This is a genomic window from Chryseobacterium sp. c4a (genome assembly GCF_009900745.1).
In the GTDB taxonomy this organism is placed as follows: Bacteria; Bacteroidota; Bacteroidia; order Flavobacteriales; family Weeksellaceae; genus Chryseobacterium.
In genome coordinates this window covers 828,632-848,628 of record NZ_WXVU01000001.1, presented here as the reverse complement: position 1 = coordinate 848,628, position 19,997 = coordinate 828,632, and the positions used below count along the sequence as shown (strand labels likewise).

The 19,997-nt window shown below is 34.4% G+C and carries 21 protein-coding genes and 1 riboswitch; of the genes, 11 read left to right on the top strand and 10 right to left on the bottom strand.

Going from position 1 to position 19,997, the window contains the following annotated elements; genetic code table 11:
- Nucleotides 1-33: 33 nt before the first annotated feature.
- On the top strand, nucleotides 34-516 hold the full coding sequence (locus GTR01_RS03965; RefSeq protein WP_160136549.1) for a cytidine deaminase: 483 nt from the start codon (nucleotides 34-36) through the stop codon (nucleotides 514-516).
- A gap of 591 nt (nucleotides 517-1,107) precedes the next feature.
- On the opposite strand, the gene GTR01_RS03960 is transcribed toward GTR01_RS03965, so the two are convergent.
- The 7 genes from GTR01_RS03960 to GTR01_RS03930 all read right to left on the bottom strand — a co-directional run bounded on the left by GTR01_RS03960 (nucleotide 1,108) and on the right by GTR01_RS03930 (nucleotide 5,218).
- On the bottom strand, nucleotides 1,108-1,416 hold the full coding sequence (locus GTR01_RS03960; RefSeq protein ID WP_160136548.1) for a barstar family protein: 309 nt from the start codon (nucleotides 1,414-1,416) through the stop codon (nucleotides 1,108-1,110).
- The gene (locus tag GTR01_RS03955; protein ID WP_160136547.1) at nucleotides 1,413-1,934 is read right to left on the bottom strand and encodes a Zn-dependent protease; all 522 of its coding nucleotides are present in this window, start codon (nucleotides 1,932-1,934) and stop codon (nucleotides 1,413-1,415) included. The genes GTR01_RS03960 and GTR01_RS03955 overlap by 4 nt, the downstream gene beginning before the upstream one ends.
- A gap of 162 nt (nucleotides 1,935-2,096) precedes the next feature.
- On the bottom strand, nucleotides 2,097-2,612 hold the full coding sequence (locus GTR01_RS03950) for a ribonuclease domain-containing protein (protein WP_228452146.1): 516 nt from the start codon (nucleotides 2,610-2,612) through the stop codon (nucleotides 2,097-2,099).
- A gap of 91 nt (nucleotides 2,613-2,703) precedes the next feature.
- Nucleotides 2,704-3,498: an NAD(+) synthase gene (gene nadE, locus GTR01_RS03945; protein ID WP_160136546.1), complete on the bottom strand. Its 795-nt coding sequence runs from the start codon at nucleotides 3,496-3,498 to the stop codon at nucleotides 2,704-2,706.
- A 12-nt stretch (nucleotides 3,499-3,510) separates the two neighbouring features.
- Entirely contained in the window at nucleotides 3,511-4,041 is a 531-nt protein-coding gene (locus GTR01_RS03940) for a GNAT family N-acetyltransferase (RefSeq protein WP_160136545.1), read from the bottom strand.
- A 6-nt stretch (nucleotides 4,042-4,047) separates the two neighbouring features.
- Nucleotides 4,048-4,569: a GNAT family N-acetyltransferase gene (locus tag GTR01_RS03935; RefSeq protein ID WP_160136544.1), complete on the bottom strand. Its 522-nt coding sequence runs from the start codon at nucleotides 4,567-4,569 to the stop codon at nucleotides 4,048-4,050.
- A 4-nt stretch (nucleotides 4,570-4,573) separates the two neighbouring features.
- Nucleotides 4,574-5,218, bottom strand: coding sequence for a leucine-rich repeat domain-containing protein (locus GTR01_RS03930; RefSeq protein ID WP_160136543.1), 645 nt, complete (start codon nucleotides 5,216-5,218; stop codon nucleotides 4,574-4,576).
- A 52-nt stretch (nucleotides 5,219-5,270) separates the two neighbouring features.
- On the opposite strand from GTR01_RS03930, the gene GTR01_RS03925 reads away from it, so the two are divergent.
- From GTR01_RS03925 to GTR01_RS03880, 10 genes are all read left to right on the top strand, one after another.
- Nucleotides 5,271-6,257 (top strand): gliding motility protein GldB, encoded by a 987-nt coding sequence (locus GTR01_RS03925; RefSeq protein ID WP_160136542.1) that lies wholly within the window; start codon nucleotides 5,271-5,273, stop codon nucleotides 6,255-6,257.
- Nucleotides 6,258-6,335: 78 nt separating this feature from the next.
- Nucleotides 6,336-7,238 (top strand): ABC transporter ATP-binding protein, encoded by a 903-nt coding sequence (locus GTR01_RS03920; RefSeq protein ID WP_160136541.1) that lies wholly within the window; start codon nucleotides 6,336-6,338, stop codon nucleotides 7,236-7,238.
- A 5-nt stretch (nucleotides 7,239-7,243) separates the two neighbouring features.
- Nucleotides 7,244-9,442: a thioredoxin-like domain-containing protein gene (locus GTR01_RS03915; protein WP_160136540.1), complete on the top strand. Its 2,199-nt coding sequence runs from the start codon at nucleotides 7,244-7,246 to the stop codon at nucleotides 9,440-9,442.
- 24 nt (nucleotides 9,443-9,466) lie between these two features.
- Nucleotides 9,467-9,790 carry a gliding motility protein GldC gene (gldC, locus tag GTR01_RS03910; protein ID WP_045499959.1) on the top strand — a complete coding sequence of 108 codons (324 nt, stop codon included), beginning with the start codon at nucleotides 9,467-9,469 and terminating at the stop codon, nucleotides 9,788-9,790.
- A gap of 104 nt (nucleotides 9,791-9,894) precedes the next feature.
- The gene (locus GTR01_RS03905; RefSeq protein WP_027374511.1) at nucleotides 9,895-11,034 is read left to right on the top strand and encodes a cystathionine gamma-synthase; all 1,140 of its coding nucleotides are present in this window, start codon (nucleotides 9,895-9,897) and stop codon (nucleotides 11,032-11,034) included.
- Nucleotides 11,035-11,101: 67 nt separating this feature from the next.
- Nucleotides 11,102-11,548: a GNAT family N-acetyltransferase gene (locus tag GTR01_RS03900; protein WP_160136539.1), complete on the top strand. Its 447-nt coding sequence runs from the start codon at nucleotides 11,102-11,104 to the stop codon at nucleotides 11,546-11,548.
- A gap of 74 nt (nucleotides 11,549-11,622) precedes the next feature.
- Nucleotides 11,623-12,135 (top strand): DinB family protein, encoded by a 513-nt coding sequence (locus GTR01_RS03895; RefSeq protein ID WP_160136538.1) that lies wholly within the window; start codon nucleotides 11,623-11,625, stop codon nucleotides 12,133-12,135.
- 478 nt (nucleotides 12,136-12,613) lie between these two features.
- A complete protein-coding gene (locus GTR01_RS03890; RefSeq protein WP_160136537.1) occupies nucleotides 12,614-13,162 on the top strand; it encodes an L-threonylcarbamoyladenylate synthase in 549 nt (182 codons plus the stop codon).
- Between the two features lie 213 nt (nucleotides 13,163-13,375).
- Nucleotides 13,376-13,720, top strand: a complete 345-nt coding sequence (locus GTR01_RS03885) for a nuclear transport factor 2 family protein (RefSeq protein WP_160136536.1) — start codon at nucleotides 13,376-13,378, stop codon at nucleotides 13,718-13,720.
- 37 nt (nucleotides 13,721-13,757) lie between these two features.
- The gene (locus GTR01_RS03880; RefSeq protein WP_160136535.1) at nucleotides 13,758-15,179 is read left to right on the top strand and encodes a CCA tRNA nucleotidyltransferase; all 1,422 of its coding nucleotides are present in this window, start codon (nucleotides 13,758-13,760) and stop codon (nucleotides 15,177-15,179) included.
- Between the two features lie 169 nt (nucleotides 15,180-15,348).
- On the opposite strand, the gene GTR01_RS03875 is transcribed toward GTR01_RS03880, so the two are convergent.
- From GTR01_RS03875 to GTR01_RS03865, 3 genes are all read right to left on the bottom strand, one after another.
- Nucleotides 15,349-16,398 (bottom strand): YncE family protein, encoded by a 1,050-nt coding sequence (locus GTR01_RS03875; protein ID WP_160136534.1) that lies wholly within the window; start codon nucleotides 16,396-16,398, stop codon nucleotides 15,349-15,351.
- A 5-nt stretch (nucleotides 16,399-16,403) separates the two neighbouring features.
- Nucleotides 16,404-18,245, bottom strand: coding sequence for a TonB-dependent receptor plug domain-containing protein (locus GTR01_RS03870; RefSeq protein ID WP_160136533.1), 1,842 nt, complete (start codon nucleotides 18,243-18,245; stop codon nucleotides 16,404-16,406).
- Nucleotides 18,246-18,279: 34 nt separating this feature from the next.
- Nucleotides 18,280-18,458, bottom strand: a riboswitch (cobalamin riboswitch).
- A gap of 179 nt (nucleotides 18,459-18,637) precedes the next feature.
- The gene (locus tag GTR01_RS03865) at nucleotides 18,638-19,957 is read right to left on the bottom strand and encodes a T9SS type A sorting domain-containing protein (RefSeq protein WP_160136532.1); all 1,320 of its coding nucleotides are present in this window, start codon (nucleotides 19,955-19,957) and stop codon (nucleotides 18,638-18,640) included.
- Nucleotides 19,958-19,997: the final 40 nt, after the last annotated feature.

The following is a 19,997-nucleotide window of genomic DNA, read 5'->3' as shown; positions in this document are numbered from 1 at the left end:
CTAATTTTACCCCCCTTTTTTACTGTACAATATATGAAAAAAGACATACAGATCAGTTACGAATATTTTAAAAATAGCAGTGAACTGAGTGATATAGAAAAAACATTATTTGAAAGAGCCAAAGAGGCTCGTGAAAATGCTTACGCACCCTACTCTCAGTTTTTTGTAGGCTGTGCTGTGCTGCTTGAGAATGGAGAAATCTATTCCGGAAACAATCAGGAAAATGCAGCTTTTCCTTCAGGACTTTGCGCAGAGAGAACTACTCTTTTCTGGGTAGCAGCCAACTTTCCTAATGTGAAGGTAAAAAAGATCTTCGTAGTGGGTGGGCCAAAGGAGTTTCATGAGAAAAACCCGCCAATTCCACCTTGTGGAGCCTGCCGTCAGAGTTTAATAGAATACGAAACCAAGCAAGACGAAAACATCGATCTTTATTTCTCAAGTATGAATGAAGAGGTTGTGAAAGTGCATGCGGTAAAGGACTTATTGCCTTTCTATTTTGATTCTACATTTTTATAAGATCAATTTGTAGAATTGCAAACATGATTTTAAAATAAATATTCAGCCTTCGCTGTGATATTTAAAATAATATGGACTTACATTTTATGGTAAGTTTTATATGATTAGACCAACAGAAGTTCTGTTGGTTTTTTTATTTGGATATTCAAGTTGGAAAACGCAAAGGCGCAAATGATTCTCTAAATGCAATATTTTTAAGGCGCTAAGATTTTATCTACGATAAAATTTAATACAATTATGCTTGTATTCATATAACCATGAATCCACTAATAAAATAATTCATGACTGATATATCACCTGAAAATTATATGACTATGTAGTTTATCCTAAAAACATACGCTTGTTGAAAATCTTTGATTTTCTAGCGCCTTAAAAAAAGCATATTATTTAAAAACTTTGCGTCCTTTAGTTTTTCAATAGATACATCAAAGAAAATCTGCAAAATCTCCTCAATTTGCGAGAAAAATATTTTCTAGATAATTGTAAGCTTTCGCTGATTACACTAATGCAGAGGATCTTTTTAAAAAGAAAAATCCAATAAAAAAGCTGTCTTATTTCTAAAACAACCTTTTTACTTTTTTATATTACCGATTAATCTTCCGTTTCTTCTTCGTCTTCATCATCTTCATATTGCTCCAGATAGTAGCTGAAAGTGAAATCTTCCACTTCTTCCTCTGCATCTTCCAATGTTGTTAAAAGATCTTCAAAGATTTCAAGCTGATCCACCGTCATATTTACAAATTCGATGTGGAGTGGCATTTCCAATTCTCCGGTAATGGTATCGAAAAGCGCATCAAGATTATCTCCAAAATGTTCAGGAAGTTGAATTTTCTCCTTCAACTGAGCATAGAAATCCTCATAATCGCCTATGTCTATAAAATCTATATATACTGTTTTCATATTGAACTAAATTTCCAATTTTTATTGATTAAAAAAGTCTTGCATTTCTTACAAAAATCCGTTTCTTCATTTGTAGGATTTTTACCTTCTGCAGACCTCATAAAACACATTTTTTCCGGGCAATGTGGCAGCCCTTGGGTATGACCAAGCTCATGAATAGCAATTTTATAAAACTGCTCATCCGAATTTTCTTTATTTAACCTAAAGTTTGAAGCTACGCAAGCTTTTCCCGGTCTATACCCTAAGCCCATAACTCCAAAATCTTTTATTTTTCCTTTGGTTACACTGATATCTTTTGAAGTAAGTCCAATCGTAACAAAACCTTCTTTTGTTCTGGTGTTTAAAAACTTGATGATCGAATCGGCTCTATAGCGGCTTCTCTCTTTATAATAAGCATTTTCCGGAAAGTCTATAGGTTCCAAAACTTTAACATTGGGATATATTTTTTTAATTCCTTCTGCTACTGTTTCCACTTTTTCAGGTTGTATGTCTCTGAATGGCTGAATCAGTATGGTCATCACAGCTTTTTGTTCTGGTTCTTTTACAATTTTTTGCTTTTCTGAGCATGAAATTACCAGAAATAAAAACAGTAAATAAACAAAACTATTATTTTTCAAAATTACTATATATCCTGATTTAAATGCAAATTATATATCAGTTATGCTTCGTTGCGATGACAATTACTGCTTGTCAAAACTTTTGTAATGGTTTTTAGTCAAGTAAACATCTCCATTTTTAGTGTAGATAATGCGGTCTGCATTTCTTCCGCCACAACGGTAATTGACATCGGCTTCAAAATATCTGTCTCCATCCGGTAATCTTCCTTCTCTGTTTCCAAATTTATCTCCACCAATGGCTTTTCCCGGAAGGATTTCACAAAGATTCCCTTTTGAAGGATTCCATCCTTGTTTTCTGGCTTCACTTTTTGTAATGTAATAATCTGGCAGCCTATGATTTTGTTTTACATAGCTGATCACCGTTTTTTCCTCTGTCAGTTTTTCAATAGAAACCTGAGATGATGAACCTGTATTACTATATTGATCTTCTGTAGTAGAACTGCCATAGCTTACGTTTTCTGTTTTAGCAGAAGATGAATGATCGTTACCTTTAATAAAATTATTATAGAGATACATCACAGACATTCCGAAAAGAAGTCCCAGACAGATAAAAAATACGGCTCTTATTTTACTGTTCATAGTAGCAATGTTTTTTAATGTAACAATGTATCAGTATAGCAATGTAACAATAGTGAATACAATATTACATTACTAAATGATTACACCCTATTTATGATTCTCTCCAATCTTCAGGAATATCGCAAACCGGGATAGGATCCATCTTATGTTTGGCAGCTTTATGCATTCTGTCAAAGATCAGGAATACTTCTTTATCTCTTCCTTCATAATCTTCTGCTGTTTTGGTTCCGTATTCTTTCTGAATTTTCTCCAATTCCGGATAAGTGGCTCCAATCTGTTGTTCATCCGTACGATCAACATCCCAAAGTCCATCTGTAGGAATAGCTTCCTGAATACTTTTGATCAGATTCAATCCTTTTGCTAAGGCATAAACTTCGGTTTTATAAAGATCTCCGATTGGAGATACATCTACTCCGCCATCACCATATTTGGTATAAAAACCGATTCCAAAGTCTTCAACCTTATTTCCGGTTCCACACACTAAAAGTCCGTTAAGTTGACCATAATAATACAGTGTAAGCATTCTCAAACGGGATCTTGTATTGGCAAATGCTAATTTTTCATTCGGATACAGATCATCTTTTACATCAAAGGTTTTATAAAGTTCTTCAAAAGCCGGTGTTAAGTCTACAGACATGATTTCCACGTTTGAAAATCTGGATTTCAGGTCATTCATGTGATCCTTTGCACGATCTACCTGATCGGCTTTCTGGCGGATCGGCATTTCAATCAGTAATGTTTTTAATCCAGTCATTGCTGCTAATGTAGAAACTACTCCGGAATCAACACCTCCTGAAACTCCTATTACATATCCATTTACTCTAGCTTTCGTTGCATAATCTTTTAACCAGCCAACGATATGATCTATCACTTTTTGTGTCTGCATCGTTTATTTTTTTTAATCTATTCCAAATTCTTTAGGATATTTCACTATCCCTTTTTTATTTTTTAACCCGTCTTTTACCAGCTCAATGGCCATTCCGTTTTCTTCCGGAATTTCAAACGGAAATGAAATCCCAAAATTACTTGTTTTTTCGTAACCAAACCTTGGATAATAATTTTCATGTCCAATTAAAATGACAGAGTCATATCCCAGCTCTTTCGCAATTTGATGACCATAAAGAATCAATTGTCCACCAATTCCTTTGTTCTGAAATTCAGGTTTAACAGAAACAGGTGCCAACGCTAGCGATTCAAAAGTCTCTGAACCATTTTCAATTTTAAGTTTTGTAAACAAAATATGACCAGCCATATTCCCATTTTCATCTTCTGCTATCAATGAGAGTTCTGGAATAAAAGCTTCAGATTTCCTTAATTTTTCAACGAGGAAATGTTCCTGATGGTCACTATGTTCCATTTCTCGAAATGCTTCTTCTATAAGCTGAAACACTTTTTGATAATCCTTCTCCTCTTCTTGTCGTATTGTCATAAGATTTTAAATGTTTTTTTCACGCTTCAGTTCATACCAAAAGCATTTGACTCCTGAGTCATCAAATTCTCCTGTATTTTCAAAGCCCATTTTTGTTAAGATATAATTAGAACCCGAATTTCCGGCATCGGCATAAGCATATATTGTATCTGCTTTCAATTCATTAAAACCATAATCCAGTGTTGCTTTTGCTGCTTCCCAAGCGTATCCTTTACCCCAAAACTCAGGAATAAAGCGATACCCAAGATCCAAAGTTTCTACATGTCCGTTGATAGGTTCTTTCAATAGTTTTAAACCGCACCATCCTATCAGTAATCCGCTTTCTTTTTCAATGACCGCCCATCTTCCTACTCCATTTTCTTTATATTGTTTTCTGATCATTTTGATGATCTCTTTTGATTCATCTACACTTGTTACGGGAGTTCCAAGGTATTTCATTACCTCAGGGTCAGAATCCAGAAGAAACATTCGTTCAAAATCCGTGTCTTCAAGTTCTCTTAAAATAAGTCTTTGAGTTTCTATTTTCATACTATTAGTTTTGTTCATCAGTTCCAAAAATGGCTACCTCTGTCTTTATTCCTTTCTTTATGTCTGATTCTTTCATGTTGTTTCCGCCTACATTTAAAGTTTGTAGGAAAGGGTTTCCTGAAATATCAATGTGTTGGATTCTGTTGTGCTCTACATTTAACTTTTTTAAATTTTTCAGCTGAGAAAGTTCTACTGTTTTTAGTTGATTTAAAGATAATGTTAATTGATCAATTTTTGGAGTATCTTTTAATGAAATCCCTTCTAAAAGGTTATTATCTACGTATAAAGAAGTCAAATTTTTCAAGTTTTCTGCTTTAAATGATGTGGCTTTACAACCTGTGCACGAAAACAGGTTCAACTTGTCCATATCTTTCAGAACAATCACCGAAATTGTATTATCATCCAACATTATCATTTTTACATTTTTAAAGAAATGCAGATCATCTGTGGAAGTAATTCCTTTTTGAACCAGAAACAGGTTATTAATTGCTTCTGCCTCGGAATGAGTAATCATTCCATCTTTGTTTAAATCAAAATTTTCAAGGATTGCTTTTTCCAGATTTTTATCTTTAAACTCAAGCTTTTGAGCTTGAAAAAAAATAAATCCGAAAATATAGAAGAGGGTTGTAAATATTTTAATTTTCATCATGAATTTTGCATTTAATCCTTACTTTTGTAAACCTTAAATCTATGTAAAAATAATGAAGATTTTCAGATATATTGCCCTTTCTTCTATTTTAATTGCAGGACTGAATTCCTGCAAAAAAGAACCGGAAAACCAATGGAAAGTAGAGCTAAAAGATACCGCCGAAAAAATTGAAATGACGGATATTTCTAAAGAGCTTTATAATCCCAATATTCCGTTAGAGCAATTTAAAGCACAATTCCCATGGTTTCAGGGAACCGTTTCTGATGCTGACTTTACCAAAAGAAGAGTGGATGCAGAAGAAATAAAAATCTATAAAGAAGCTATTGGTAAAATAGATCAGGCTAAATTACAGACAGAACTTCAGGGATTATTTTCTCATATTAAACATTACTTTCCACAGTTTAAAAGCCCAAAGGTATATCTATTTTCATCAGCTTTGCAAATGGCTCAGGATCCTATCTTTTATGATGAAGCAAAAAATCTTTTATTTATAGATATTACAGGTTTTATGGGAGATGGTAATGCTCATTATAAAGGACTTGAACAATATTTCCAGAAATCGATGAACCCACAGAACATTGTTCCTAAAGTATCTCAGCTTTTTGCCGAAAATATTGTCACAGAATCTCCGGATCATCAGAAATTTATAGATCAGGTCATTCTTAATGGAAAAGTAATGATCTTACAGGACGCTTTTCTTCCTGATTTCCCTGATTATCTGAAAATGAATTACACCCAAAAACAATACGAATGGGCCACTTACAATGAAGCCAACATCTGGAATTATTTTGTGGAAAGCAATTTATTATTTGGTGATGATCCAAGACTGGGTGAACGTTTTATTGCTCCGGGGCCTTTCTCAAAATTCTACACTGAAATCGACAACGAATCTTCCCCGCAGATCGGCATTTTCACAGGATGGCAGATCTGTAAAGCATATTTTAAGGAAAAGCCAGACACACAACTGAAAGATTTTCTAAAGATGGATGCTACCAAAATTTTTAACGAATCAGGTTACAAGCCTCGTGTAACAAAATAACCTGAACTTCATACCTATATAAGACTTTTTGTAACTACAGAAAGTCTTTTTTTATTTATAACCGTCACACAAATATCTATGGAAAACCTCATTAATATACGGAATCTCAACTATGGATTCACTAAAAATAAACTCATTCTCAAAAATGTAAGTCTTGCTGTTCCTAAGGGAAGTATTTTTGGATTTTTGGGAGCCAACGGAGCCGGAAAATCTACAACCATGAAAGTTATGTTGGGAAATCTTCCCGACGAAAATAACGCCATTGAAATCTTTAGTAAAAATCTTACAGCACTTTACCCTGACGGATTTCAAAAAATCGGAAGTCTAATAGACAGTCCTGCTTTTTATGATCATTTGTCGGGATGGGATAATCTTATTATTCTTTCGCAATTAAGAGATCTCCCCAATTCGGAATGTGAAAGAGTTTTGAATCTTGTAGATCTTTGGGAAAACAGAAATGTAAAGACGAAAAAGTATTCATTGGGAATGAAACAAAGATTGGCTATTGCGATGACCCTTTTGGGATCTCCGGAACTTTTAATTCTTGATGAACCTGTAAATGGTCTTGATCCAAATGGAATGCTGGAAATACGTGAGTTGTTACTTAAATTAAATAAAGAGCAAGGAATTACTATATTTATCTCAAGCCACCTATTGCAGGAAGTAGAGAAAATGGTGACACACCTTGCCATTATTTCCAATGGTTCTATTAAATTTTCAGGAAGTGTTGAAGAACTGAATACTTATTATCGACATAACCGGGTAAGAATAGGTTTAAATGAAGCATCTGCATTTCTGCAATACATTCCGGAGAGCTACACTGCACAAATAATTGACAATCATACAATAGAAGTATCAGTTCAGTCTAAAGAAGATATTGCTAAGCTAGCTAAAATACTGGTTCTTAAAGATGCTGAAATTTTTGAAATCAAAAACAGCGCAGGGTTGGAAGACTGGTTTATGGAAATCACTAAAAATTAACACCGATGAAAAAATTAATTACATTAGTCAATACCGAATGGCTGAAAATAAAGGGTCTGGGGCTGGTATATCTGGCATTGATTATGGGACTTTTAATTCCTGTTACAGGATTTTTCTTTCAAATTTCCAATCCACGATTCATCACTTCGGAAGATCTTCCTTTTTCAGTTTTTGAGGAGGGTATCACCGGCAACCTTAAAGCATTTTGTATGTTTCTTCTGTTGCTTTATATTGTAATTGCAGCCAACAGAATTGCTCAAACTGACCATAAAAACAATGGCTGGCAACTGATGGAAACACAACCTATCAGTAAGTTTCAGCTTTATTTCTCAAAATATCTGGTTGTATTGATCTTAACTTTTCTGTGTATTGCTTCTTACATAGGATTTACGATTCTCTTTTCGTTATTAGATTATTATATTAATCCTAATGAGGTAAAACTGCTCACTTTCGATACGGTATGGATTTTAAAAACATTCATAAGACTATGTATTGCTGTATTGGGAATTGCAGCACTTCAATTGTGTGTGTCTGTTGCTTTTCCTGGGTTTATATGGGCCTTTCTGTTAGGAATTCTTGGGCTTATTCTTAATATTTTTTCTTTGGTTCAGAAAATTACACTCCCTTTCTCTCCCTACAATACCTTATATATTTTGTGTAAAGCTCCCAATATTAAGAACCTGAATCATTTTATTACCTACAGTGAGTATTTAAGTCTGTTTTGGGCTCTTGTATTTCTTATCGTCGGGTATTTCTGGTATAAAGGAAAAGGATTTAAAACTGCTTTTTTAAACCATAAAAAACAGATCGTCTATTCATCTGCATTTATTATTGTAACAACCGGAGCATTTTATCTTTTACAGAAGCCTAAACCTTATTCAAATGAAGGTACAGGAGTCTTTGTACAGGGAAAAATTGAAACTGACCTGAAGATAGATTCTGTTAAAATCTTCTCTAAAGATTTCCATAAAAAAATAGGAAGTGTAGCTATAAAAAACGGAGTCTTTGTATGGGAAACCCAACAACAGCTCCCGTTTGACCAATATAGCCTTGAATTTGGTACTAAAAGAATTGATTTTATGATGGGAAGCGGCGATCATTTTAATTTTGACATCCGCTGTAATGCTTCCAATATTGATTATTCCCTTACGACTAATCGTTCTGCAGAACAGGAATATAAAAACAAGGAAGACGGATTGGGATACGAGTTCTCCTACTCTATTGAACAACAAAAATATAATGATGATCCTAAAAAATTCTATGAACTGGCACAGGCTGATTGGGAAAAAAATATAGACAGACTTAGCCATTACACCGATACTGAAAATAATGCGTTATCTGATGAATATCTTGCTTACAGAAAACAATTATTGGCTATTCAATATTTGAATGAGATCAGTAATTACAGAAAAATGACTTCCTGGAGTGATCCTAAATTCGCAGCTCCAAAAGCTTTCTTAAATGAATTGAATTCAAGAATTACAAAACCAACCGCTCTGTTAAGTAAAAATGATGATTACCTGCAGTATAAACTGGATCAAATGCTTACAGATAAAGAAAGATTATCTAATCCTGACAGTATTCTTTTTATAAAATTAAATGCTTTACCCAACACGATTGATAAAGACCGTTTATTAACAAAACATCTTGTAAAAAGTATAGAACTGGAATCTGACAGTACTTCCAGAAATCAACTTTTTGGCAGAGAATTTAAGTTGCTGAACAATAATGATTATAAAAAATTAGCCATATCTAAGCTGGAACAACTCAATATATCTCAGAAAGGAGCTCAATTTCCTGATTTAAAATTCCTTGATGCTCAGGGAAAACCTCATCTTCTATCGGAATATAGAGGAAAATATGTAATTATTGATCTATGGGCAACATGGTGCGGGCCATGTAAGCAGATCCGCCCGGTATTTGATACCAGAAGCCGCCAGTACCGTTATTCTGATAATATTCAGTTTATTTCAATCAGTCTGGATGAAAGCCAATCCAAATGGCAGAATTATTTAAAAACGAAACCTTCAAAAGTTCCTCAGTTCTGGCTGGATAATGCGGCTGAGTTTATGACCCAATATAAAATTCAATCTATTCCGAGATTTATTATTATAGATCCTGCCGGTAAAGTTTTCAACCTAAATACTCCATTTCCTGATGAAGATAATTTCGTAGAAATTTTAGATAAGCTTAAGAAGTATTAACTTTGCTAAAAATTTTAGATTGATATGAGAAAAACTCAGATTACGATAGATGTAGAGCTAGACGAAAACCACGTTCCGGAAAACATTACATGGAATGCTCAGGATGGCGGTGTTGAAAAGGAAGAAACAAAGGCTACCATGATCTCTGTATGGGATGATAAAACAATGGAGGCTTTAAGAATTGACCTTTGGACAAAAGAAATGCCTGTTGACCAAATGAAGATGTTTATCCACCAGATTTTAGTCTCTCTTGGAAATACTTACCAAAGAGCAACCGGAGAGGAAGATGTGGCACAATGGTTGGAAGAAGTAGCGGAAGAATTTGCTGTAAAATCAGCTATTAAATAATAACGTTCACAAAAAAAGTGTAACAATGTAACAATTTAGGAGGGTAACAATTCTAAAACACTGGTAAATTGGTACAATGTTAGATTGATAAATTATAAAATATTATGAATTTTAATACTAAAGTAATTCACGGAGGGCAGCACCACGAGTCTGCAACGGGATCTGTAAATGTCCCTGTATTTTTAACCTCTACTTTTGCTCAAAAAAGCCCTGGAGTACACTCCGGATATGAATATTCAAGAGCTGCTAACCCTACAAGACAAGCGTTAGAAGATTCTTTAGCAAGCATTGAAAACGGAGCGAGAGGTTTAGCTTTCGGTTCCGGACTTGCAGCTATCGATTGCGTTTTGAAGTTATTAAACCCAGGTGATGAAGTTATTGCTGTAGATGATCTTTATGGTGGTACTTACAGAATGTTCACCAGACTTTTTGAAAAATATCAACTGAAGTTCACGTTTGTGAATTTTGACGATGTTTCTAAAATTGCTGATGTCATCACAGATAAAACAAAATTAATCTGGGTAGAAACTCCAACAAATCCATTGATGAAGTTGGTAGATATCAAAGCTGTGGTAGACATTGCTAAAGGAAAAGATATCTTAGTTGCTGTAGACAATACTTTTGCAACGCCTTATATCCAAAGACCTATTGATCTTGGAGCTGATATCGTAATGCACTCTGCTACCAAATATTTAGGAGGACATTCTGATGTTATTGCAGGTGCTCTTATTGCTAAAGATGCAGAATTGGGTGAAAAACTTCACTTTATTCAATTTGCAAGTGGTGGTATTTTAGGGCCGCACGATTCTTACCTTGTATTGAGAGGAATCAAAACATTAGCGTTAAGAATGCAGAGACATTCTGATAACGGTCTTGCAGTTGCAAAATATCTTGAAACTCATCCAGCAGTAGATAAAGTAATTTATCCGGGATTAGAATCTCACCCTCAGTATGAGCTTGCAAAGTCTCAAATGAAGGAATCCGGAGGAATGGTATCATTCACTTTCAAATCCGGAAAGAAAGAAGATGCAATTAAGTTTCTTGAAAAAGTAAGAGTATTTACATTAGCAGAATCTTTAGGAGGAGTAGAATCTCTAGCTAACCACCCGGCTTTAATGACTCACGCTTCTATCCCGGCAGAAAAACGTGCTGAGTTGGGAATCACCGATGACCTTGTACGTTTAAGCGTTGGTATTGAAGATGCAGAAGATCTTATTGCAGATCTGGAAAAAGCATTTTCATAACATTACAATAAATAAAATGAGAAGGATTTACTATCTTTCTCATTTTTATTATCACCACCAAATATATATGAAAAACACAAGAAAAGCAGTCTTTGCAGATTTACCTCAACTGGCTGAGCTATTTGATCAATACAGAATATTCTACCATAAATCATCAGATATCCCTGCTGCTTCAGATTTTCTTCAGGAAAGAATCGAAAACAAAGACTCTGAAATTTTTGTTGCCGAAGAAAATGGTATCCTCACTGGTTTTGTGCAATTATACCCTATATTCTCATCTACAAGAATGCAGCGCTATTGGCTACTGAATGATCTATATGTTAACGCTCACCACAGAGGAAAAGGTTACTCCAAAGAACTTATTGAAAAGTCAAAAGAATTATGTAAAGCTTCAAATGCATGCGGAATTCTTCTTGAAACAGGAAAAGGGAATGATGTAGGGAATCAACTATACCCTGCCTGCGGCTTTGAACGCTATGACTCCGTTAATTTTTATGAATGGAGCAATTCATGAATAATGAATAATAAAATACCTACTATTCATACTTACACCCCGAAACCAGAACCTAATCTATACCCCAAAACAACATGACAGAATTTCAAAAATATATCCAAAGATATTTAGATCAGATCCCATCAGGAGATTGGTTGGCTGAATTAAAAATATCAGAAAACAAAACAGTAGGAATTTATTCTAACCTTACAGAAGAACAATCAAAATTTGCCTACGCTGAAGGTAAATGGACACTGAAAGGACTCCTTCTTCATTTATCCGACACAGAAAGGGTTTTCCAATACAGAATATTAGCTTTTGCTAGAGGCGATAAAAATAATCTTCCTGGATTTGATGAAAATGAATATGCAGAACAATCTTTCGCTAATGAGAGATCTTTAGAATCTTTATTGGAAGAATATAAATTGGTAAGAAAATCTTCTCAAATTCTATTGGAAACTATGAACCCAGCTGCTTTACAAAATATTGGTAAGGCTAACGGTCATGAAATTTCTGTGGAAACCATAGGAAAACTGATTATCGGACATAATTATCACCACCTAAATATTATTGAGGAAAGGTATTTGTCTAAATTGGGATGGATGTAATGAAACGATAGGTTTTGGCTAAAGCCATTGGAGTGGATAATTTATTGTTGAACGGGCTAAAGCCCGTTTCTATTAAATTTGATAAAATACCGTAAAATTATTTACATGATATAATCAGATTATTTTTCTTCATCAATCAATAATACATCATCATTTACAAGAATAACATCAATAGAGTTTTATTTATTGAATTAGGCTATCCCCTATTTCCTAATTGAATTTGATAAAATACCGTAAAATTATTTACATGATATAATCAGGCTATTTTTCTTCATCAATCAATAATACATTTACAATTTACACGAATAACATCATCAATAGGGATGGGCTTTAGCCCATCTTTTAATTTTATAAATCCATCCATTGGCTTTAGCCAAAACCTATCAATCATAAATACACATTCCTTTTTATCGCCAATTTTTTGTTCAAAATTCGCAGATTTTCTACCTTTATCCTCTGTTTTGAATGTAAATAAATTATGGAACCTATTATTGATATATTAAAATCTGGCGGAACAATTCTTTACCCTACTGATACCATTTGGGGAATTGGTTGTGATGCTACGAATATAGAAGCTGTCAACAAAATTTTTGACATCAAAAAACGTGAGAAAAACAAATCCATGATTATTCTGGTAGAATCTGAAAAGAGGCTTCAGGATCTGGTAGATGTTCCCGAAATGGCTTGGGAAATTATTGATTTAAGTGAAAAACCAGTCACCATTGTTTACGAAAATCCAAGAGGGCTTCCTAAGGAATTGTTGGCGGAAGACGGAAGTATTGGAATCAGATTGGTGAAAAATGACTTTTGCAAAAAACTAATCACCAAACTGAACAAGCCTTTGGTTTCTACATCAGCTAATTTTAGTGGTGATAAAAGCCCATTAAAGTTCTCCGATATTTCACAGGAAATCATCAGTCTTGTGGATTATGCGGTAGAAGAAGACCGAGATAAAGTTTCAAAATATTCAGGATCTTCAGTAATCAAAATATGGAATGACAATAGGATCAAAGTTCTTAGAGAATAAGGTGATCTAGTGAATTGGGATAAGAAGCAGAAGAAAATCAAAGGTTAAAACAGTCTTTCCTTCATTTTCTGTCCCCATCTTCACATTTCTTTTGGAATCTTCTCTCAAATTCAAAGTTATAGATTTATCTTTTTAGAGTCTTGTCTGTGTATATCGGCAGGATTTCTTTTTTTAATTCTATCTTTGCAAAATCCAATACATAAAATACATGCTATGAATCATCAAGAATTCGCTCAGATGTGGGTAAATACCTGGAACTCTCATGATTTAGATGATATACTCTCCCACTATTCTGAGGATATTGAAATTACAACTCCTATGATCTCCATTGCTACCGGAGGAAAAGAAAGTTCTTTAAAAGGAAAAAAAGCAGTTCGTGAATACTGGAGAAGGGCTCTGGATAAATTTCCGAATCTGCATTTTGATCTGGTACATTCCACAGAAGGTGTAGATTCTGTAGCATTATTTTATAAATCTATCATGGATAAACATGCTGTAGAAGTGATGTTTTTTGATGAAGAAGGAAAAATAAATAAAATGTTCGCTCATTATGATTAATGATCGGCTTTGGTTGAAATTGACGCTATTATAAACGATGAAAATTAATCTTACTCAAAATAAGAATTTAAAACTTTTTAAAATAATTTCTGAAGCTGCAGAAAAAAATAACCAATCGGTATACATTGTTGGTGGCTATGTTCGTGATCTGTTGATGAAGAGAAAGGCTTCTACAGATATAGACTTTGTGACAGAGCAGAGCGGTATTGAGCTGGCTCAAAATGTAGCTCAGGATATTGATCCTAAATTAAAGGTTTCAGTATTCAAAACCTATGGAACAGCAATGATCAAATATAAAGATCTGGAGCTGGAATTTGTAGGTGCCAGAAAAGAAAGCTATACCGAAAACAGCAGAAAGCCAGAAGTAGAAGGCGGAACTTTGGAAGATGATCAAAAGAGAAGAGATTTTACCATCAATGCGATGGCTATTTCTCTGAATAAAGACAATTTTGGAGAACTGATTGATCCGTTCAATGGTATTGAAGATCTGGAAAAAGAAATTTTAAGAACTCCATTAGAGCCTGCTCAAACCTATTCTGATGATCCATTGAGAATGATGAGAGCAGTAAGATTTGCTTCCACTTTAGGTTTCACCATTGAAGAGAATTCTTTACATGCAATCCAACAGGAAGCTGAAAGAATCAAGATTGTTTCTATGGAAAGGATCATGGTGGAATTCAATAAGATCATGTTATCTGAGAAACCATCTGTAGGATTAAGATTAATGGAGCAAACAGGACTTCTAAAGCTTGTTATTCCTGAATTAATTGAACTGAAAGGCGTGGAAGAAGTTGAAGGCCAGACTCACAAAGATAACTTCTACCATACCCTTGAGGTAGTAGATAATATTTCTACCAATACAGATAATCTTTGGCTGCGTTGGGCAGCTTTACTTCACGATGTAGGAAAAGCACCTACTAAAAAATTTGTAGAAGGGACAGGATGGACATTTCATGGACATGAGTTTTTAGGCTCTAAAATGGTAAAAACTCTTTTCCAGAGATTGAAGTTACCATTGGGCACTGATATGAAGTATGTTCAGAAAATGGTAAAACTTTCTTCCAGACCTATCGCTCTAATTACGGATGATGCTTCAGATTCTGCGTTGAGAAGATTGCTATTTGATGCCGGAGAAAACCTTGAAGATCTATTCACCCTTTGTAAGGCAGATATCACGACTAAAAACTCTAAAAAGCAGGAAAAATTCAAGAAAAACTTTGAATATGTAGCCGTGAAGATCAAAGAGGTAGAGGAAAAAGATCAGGTAAGAAACTTTCAGCCTCCTATTACCGGAGAAGAAATCATGGAAATGTTTAACCTTCAGCCGGGGCGTGAGATCGGTATTTTAAAGGAGAAAGTAAAAGAAGCGATCCTTGAAGGTGAAATTGCTAATGAAAAGGAAGAAGCAACAAAATTTGTCATTATCGAAGCTGAAAAGCTGGGATTAAAAGTGAACTAAATTTTATTAAATACAAAAAAAATAGCTGGATCAATATCCAGCTATTTTTTTGTGTTTCAATCAGATATATACCAAAGCCGGGCGGGTTCTTGAGAAACCTGCCCGGAAAAAAACACAAATGATGAAAAAATAAAAAATTATTTTGTACACGCCTGAGGCGTGTCTTATTTTAGTTCCAATATACAGAATTAGAAGCTACCCCTGCAGAGAACGTTTTAACAACTACTCCAGATGTATTGTAAACAACAATCTTACTATCCTGTGTAAATCCGTTGGCATCAGAAGTAAAGATCAAATCTTTTACTACACTAAATCCATAAAGATCAGAATATGGATCTATGCTGCTTGCTACAGTAAATAATGGTGAAGTAGGAACAGTTGATCCTTTCATATCCATTGTATAAACACTTTTACCTGAACTGAAATAGAATTTATTGTTTGAAATCTCTAGGTTTTTAGCACTAGCTATTCCTGTTAACGTTGTTGTTTTTACAATATCTCCCGCACTTGAAATCTGGTAGATATAAGAATCTGTAGTTCCAGCTGCAATCGCATAAACATTCTGATTGTTTGAAATGATCTTACTGATATTTCCATTTACAGTAATAGTCTTCTGGATTTCATTCGTTGTTGTATTGATAAGGGTAATATTATTTCCATATCCAAACGACGCATTTTGTACAAAGATATTATTTCCAGCTTCTACAACTCTCTCAACAGTTTCTGTAAAAGTAATTTTCTTAACAAGAGAATTATCTGAAGTTTTATAAACATTTACAAATTTATCTCCATTGTACTTATCATTGGTTACATACATGTTATTATTAGCAAATGCCATATAACGAGGCGTGTTAAGTCCTGCTGTAATTTCACCAGTCGCTTTAAAAGTATAACGGTTTACAATTTGGATTTTGTTTGAGTTATTTAATAATAAATAAGCATTGTTTCCATTAAAAGCAATCATTTGCAAAACATCTCCTAGTTTCCCTCCATTATTAGATAAGAAAATATTATCCTGCTTAACGCTTAGATCCGGAGTAACAAAGGTAACTTCTGCATTAGGTGTTCCATACTTACCTTCATTAGCAATCAGGAATCCGTTGCTATAATCAACTCTAGGCTGTATCGTTAGCTCTTCAGTAGTATCAAGGCTACATGATGCTACCCCAAAAAGAATCGTGAAAGCAAAAAGAAGATGTAAAAATTTGTTCAGTTTCATATTATTTAAAAATTAATTGTTGCGTAAATACTATAGTTTCTTTTCGGCATCGGATAATCAGCTACAGTTTGGTAAACGGTATCTGTAATATTATTCATTTTAAATCCTAATGTATATCTTTTATAAATATCTGCAGAAACTCCTGCATTTAAAATAAAATAAGGATCTAATGCTACCGATCGTTTTTGGTCTGCTGTGGTATAAGTAAGTCCGTTAAAAAGTCCCTGAGCATAGATTTTAAGGAAGTCAAATTGATACTCTATAGATCCTGTTGCTTTATGCAAAGGAACGTACATCAATTGTTTTCGAGTTTCCTTATTCGTAGATTTTGAATAGGTATAGCCCGCATTGATCTTCAGATTGTGTCTCCCAAAGTTTTTATTCCAGGTAACCTGTGATTCTAACCCGTAAAATTCGGATTTATAGGTATTAAAAGGCGACCAATATCCATAAGGAGTAGGAAGCCAGCTAATATAATCTTTAATATCCATGTAATATGGGCTAAGCATAATTTTAAAATCTCCAAAATGAAACTCATGATCCATATCGAGATTATAAGAAGTCTCAGGCCTTAAATCCGGGTTTCCTCCCGGTTTCCAATAAAGATCATTAAAAGTAGGATATCTGAAGTTTCTTGAAAAGCTTGCGCCTATATGATACCATTTCAAAGCATTCCATTTTCCAGAAAAAGAATATAGAATCGGAGATGAAATCCCTTCTACAAAATCTTTCTTTATACCAGCTTCAAAACGTAAGTCCTTAGAAGCAAAATATCTTATCATTCCGGATAAAGAACCTATATTTCGGCTAATATTTGTTATTCCCGTCTCATATCCCACAGCTTTGTTCACCTGAAACTCTCCAATAGCATTAATATTGATTTTGGGAGTTATAAAGTAATTAAAATCATTTTTAAAGATATAATTCTTTCCTTCTCCTCCACTAAATTTAGGAGAATGAATATCTGAAAAATAGCGGTAATTATCCTCAGTATAAGCTGCTTTTAAGCTATTGGAAATATTGGTTTTATTAAAATCCCAGGAAATCAAACTTCTTAAGGTATTCGCTTTATACTTTGATCTGTTACCATTTTCCTCATAAATTACATAATGCTGTGATGCATCAAATATCTGGCTTTGCCATGAAACAGTATGAGCATCTGCTATTTTATAAGCAGCACCAATATTAAAGGTGGTATTGTAATACCTTCCGTTGATATTCTTAAACGGAGTTCTGCCTACTACGAATTCCGGTACTTCATAATCGTTTGCACTTACAGCGTAATTTGCAGAAGCCTTAAAGCTGAATTTATCATTACTGTAAGAACCTTTTACAAAATTATTATAAGTCCCGAAAGAAGCAACTTCTGAAAATAAAGAACCATGAAATCCTTTATTAAAGTCTAGAGTATTGTTCAGGTGGATACTTCCTCCAATAGCTCCTGAACCATAGACAACACTTCCCCCGCCCGGTTTTATTCCGATCTGGTCATATCCGAACAGAGCAATATTATTGATATCTCCCTGGCCTAAAAAATTAGAGTTAATATTAATACCATTCCAGACAAAAGCTGTCTGTGAGGCTGATGTTCCTCTAAAAGAAGGTGAAGAAACAGCGCCACGGCCATTTTCCTTAATATAAAGATTAGATTGAAACCTCAGCAATTCGGAAAGGTTGGTGGAGTTCTTTTGAGCTTCTACCGGCGTAATTATTTTTACAGGATGGAAAAGTTTCGCCTTATTCATCTGGCTGTCGAAAATATAAATCGTATCAACAACTTTCTCCTGTCCGAAAAGAAAGCAGCCATAAGATGACAAAAACAGTATTAAAGATCTTTTTATATCCATATTCTTCTACTTTTCCTCCGAAAGCAATATGTTTTTTTTTGATTATTATTCTGGCAGGTCTCCTGACTTTCGCTTTCTGTGCCTTCCCGTTTTTATACAGTGGCTGCGTACAGAAATTATTGTTGCGATTTACAGTTGCGGGGACAGTTTGGGAGTTTCACCCAATTCCCTTTTCATTCCAATATACTGGAAACCATAATTTTTGCAAAGATAGTTTTTTAAATGTATTAGGCAAAAAAATGAATTTTATAACAGTCATTAAGGAAGATAAGAATCCGAATCCTTCAGGGATAACCATCAGCTTTCATATTCAGCTTCCAACATAAAAATGACTGTCTTCAATGATGAAAACAGCCATTCAATGTATAACTATTATTAAAATTTGTTGAATCTTACTTTTTGATGAATTTATGATTCTGTTGCTTTCCTCCTTTTTCTGAAAACTGTAATATGTAATTTCCTTTTGGTAAAGAGGATACATCAACATGATCTTCTACCGTTGTGAATACTTTTACTCTTTGCCCAACCATATTATAAATTTCTACTTTTTCAATTTTTCCGGCTCCTTTAAAGTAGATTATATCAGTTACCGGATTAGGATAAATGCCAATTGTATTTTTATTTTTATTTTTCTCCACATCCCTTACGGATAGAGACTCTGTAATATCCAGATAAAAAGCGACCATCTGATTGGAAGAATCTACCCCCATTCCTGCAATTTTATTCCCATCCTGAGAAATGGCCAACGGAAGTCCCATTGTGACTCCATTCGTATCAATTCCTAAACTCTGAGCATAATCATTAAGGTTAATACGTCCATTAGCTTCAGTCCAGATAAAGCCTTCACCAGACATTGGTGGCGCGGCAAAGGCACGATAATATCCAATAACCTTTGTTCCGTCTCCGGAAACTCCGGTAGCACCCCCTTTAAAAAAGAATGAAGCATTAGGGTGCGTTATGTAGGTTACTCCTGTTCCTGCTTTCCACACATAAGGATTAGGATTGGCCGAACCAATAATTGTATTTCCATCCGCAGAAACTGCTCCTGCTTCACCTACATTACTGCCATTATTATCGGTAATAAAACTTTCTACCCCATCTACCCATTTTGCGCCACTTCTCGTTCCTGTCGGTTCATCCTGCCAACCTACAATTACATTTCCTGTAGAGCTTATAGCATTTGCTCTTGAACTACGTCCTGCAACTATACTTCCAAGATCTACGACTCCATTTGTCTCGTCCCATTTAACGGCATGTGCATTCGCTGCAGTAAGCCAACCTAGTCCTACAATAGTATTTCCATCAGGAGACATTCCCCACGCAGAACTTACACTACCATCCCAGCCCATAGGAACAAGCCCTCCTCTGTTTACCCATGTAGCAGAAAGTACATCATAGGTTGAAATTTCATTGAAGCCTGTTGTCGTATTGGTTACTGAAGATGTGATTTTCATTCCGTTATTAGAAATAACTGTTCTTCCAGAAGCTGGATACCCATTTGATATAGATCCTATTTGTACAATCCCATTGTTGGCATCCCACATAAAAATTCCGCCACCAGTGGTATGCATACTTACTATACCTTTATCAGAAACAGCTCCTACATTATAATTTCCATATCCCATTACTGTCAGTTGTGCTTCAGCTATACCAAAATTCAGAAAGAAATAAGCAGCTAATAATTTCATTGTCATTTTGTAAAGTTTTTTCATATATTTTTATATTTAACATTTTAATTTAACAGAAACAATA

Bases quoted from the DNA above. Each gene is read 5' to 3' on its own strand.
- GTR01_RS03920 (WP_160136541.1), top strand. From the start codon at position 6,336: ATGGAAAACCTCATTAATATACGGAATCTCAACTATGGATTCACTAAA.
- GTR01_RS03960 (WP_160136548.1), bottom strand. From the start codon at position 1,416: ATGAAAACAGTATATATAGATTTTATAGACATAGGCGATTATGAGGAT.
- GTR01_RS03925 (WP_160136542.1), top strand. From the start codon at position 5,271: ATGAAGATTTTCAGATATATTGCCCTTTCTTCTATTTTAATTGCAGGA.
- GTR01_RS03895 (WP_160136538.1), top strand. From the start codon at position 11,623: ATGACAGAATTTCAAAAATATATCCAAAGATATTTAGATCAGATCCCA.
- GTR01_RS03885 (WP_160136536.1), top strand. From the start codon at position 13,376: ATGAATCATCAAGAATTCGCTCAGATGTGGGTAAATACCTGGAACTCT.
- GTR01_RS03950 (WP_228452146.1), bottom strand. From the start codon at position 2,612: ATGAACAGTAAAATAAGAGCCGTATTTTTTATCTGTCTGGGACTTCTT.
- GTR01_RS03890 (WP_160136537.1), top strand. From the start codon at position 12,614: ATGGAACCTATTATTGATATATTAAAATCTGGCGGAACAATTCTTTAC.
- GTR01_RS03915 (WP_160136540.1), top strand. From the start codon at position 7,244: ATGAAAAAATTAATTACATTAGTCAATACCGAATGGCTGAAAATAAAG.
- GTR01_RS03880 (WP_160136535.1), top strand. From the start codon at position 13,758: ATGAAAATTAATCTTACTCAAAATAAGAATTTAAAACTTTTTAAAATA.
- GTR01_RS03935 (WP_160136544.1), bottom strand. From the start codon at position 4,569: ATGAAAATAGAAACTCAAAGACTTATTTTAAGAGAACTTGAAGACACG.
- nadE (WP_160136546.1), bottom strand. From the start codon at position 3,498: ATGCAGACACAAAAAGTGATAGATCATATCGTTGGCTGGTTAAAAGAT.
- GTR01_RS03930 (WP_160136543.1), bottom strand. From the start codon at position 5,218: ATGATGAAAATTAAAATATTTACAACCCTCTTCTATATTTTCGGATTT.
- GTR01_RS03865 (WP_160136532.1), bottom strand. From the start codon at position 19,957: ATGAAAAAACTTTACAAAATGACAATGAAATTATTAGCTGCTTATTTC.
- GTR01_RS03875 (WP_160136534.1), bottom strand. From the start codon at position 16,398: ATGAAACTGAACAAATTTTTACATCTTCTTTTTGCTTTCACGATTCTT.
- GTR01_RS03905 (WP_027374511.1), top strand. From the start codon at position 9,895: ATGAATTTTAATACTAAAGTAATTCACGGAGGGCAGCACCACGAGTCT.
- GTR01_RS03870 (WP_160136533.1), bottom strand. From the start codon at position 18,245: ATGGATATAAAAAGATCTTTAATACTGTTTTTGTCATCTTATGGCTGC.
- gldC (WP_045499959.1), top strand. From the start codon at position 9,467: ATGAGAAAAACTCAGATTACGATAGATGTAGAGCTAGACGAAAACCAC.
- GTR01_RS03940 (WP_160136545.1), bottom strand. From the start codon at position 4,041: ATGACAATACGACAAGAAGAGGAGAAGGATTATCAAAAAGTGTTTCAG.
- GTR01_RS03955 (WP_160136547.1), bottom strand. From the start codon at position 1,934: ATGACCATACTGATTCAGCCATTCAGAGACATACAACCTGAAAAAGTG.
- GTR01_RS03900 (WP_160136539.1), top strand. From the start codon at position 11,102: ATGAAAAACACAAGAAAAGCAGTCTTTGCAGATTTACCTCAACTGGCT.
- GTR01_RS03965 (WP_160136549.1), top strand. From the start codon at position 34: ATGAAAAAAGACATACAGATCAGTTACGAATATTTTAAAAATAGCAGT.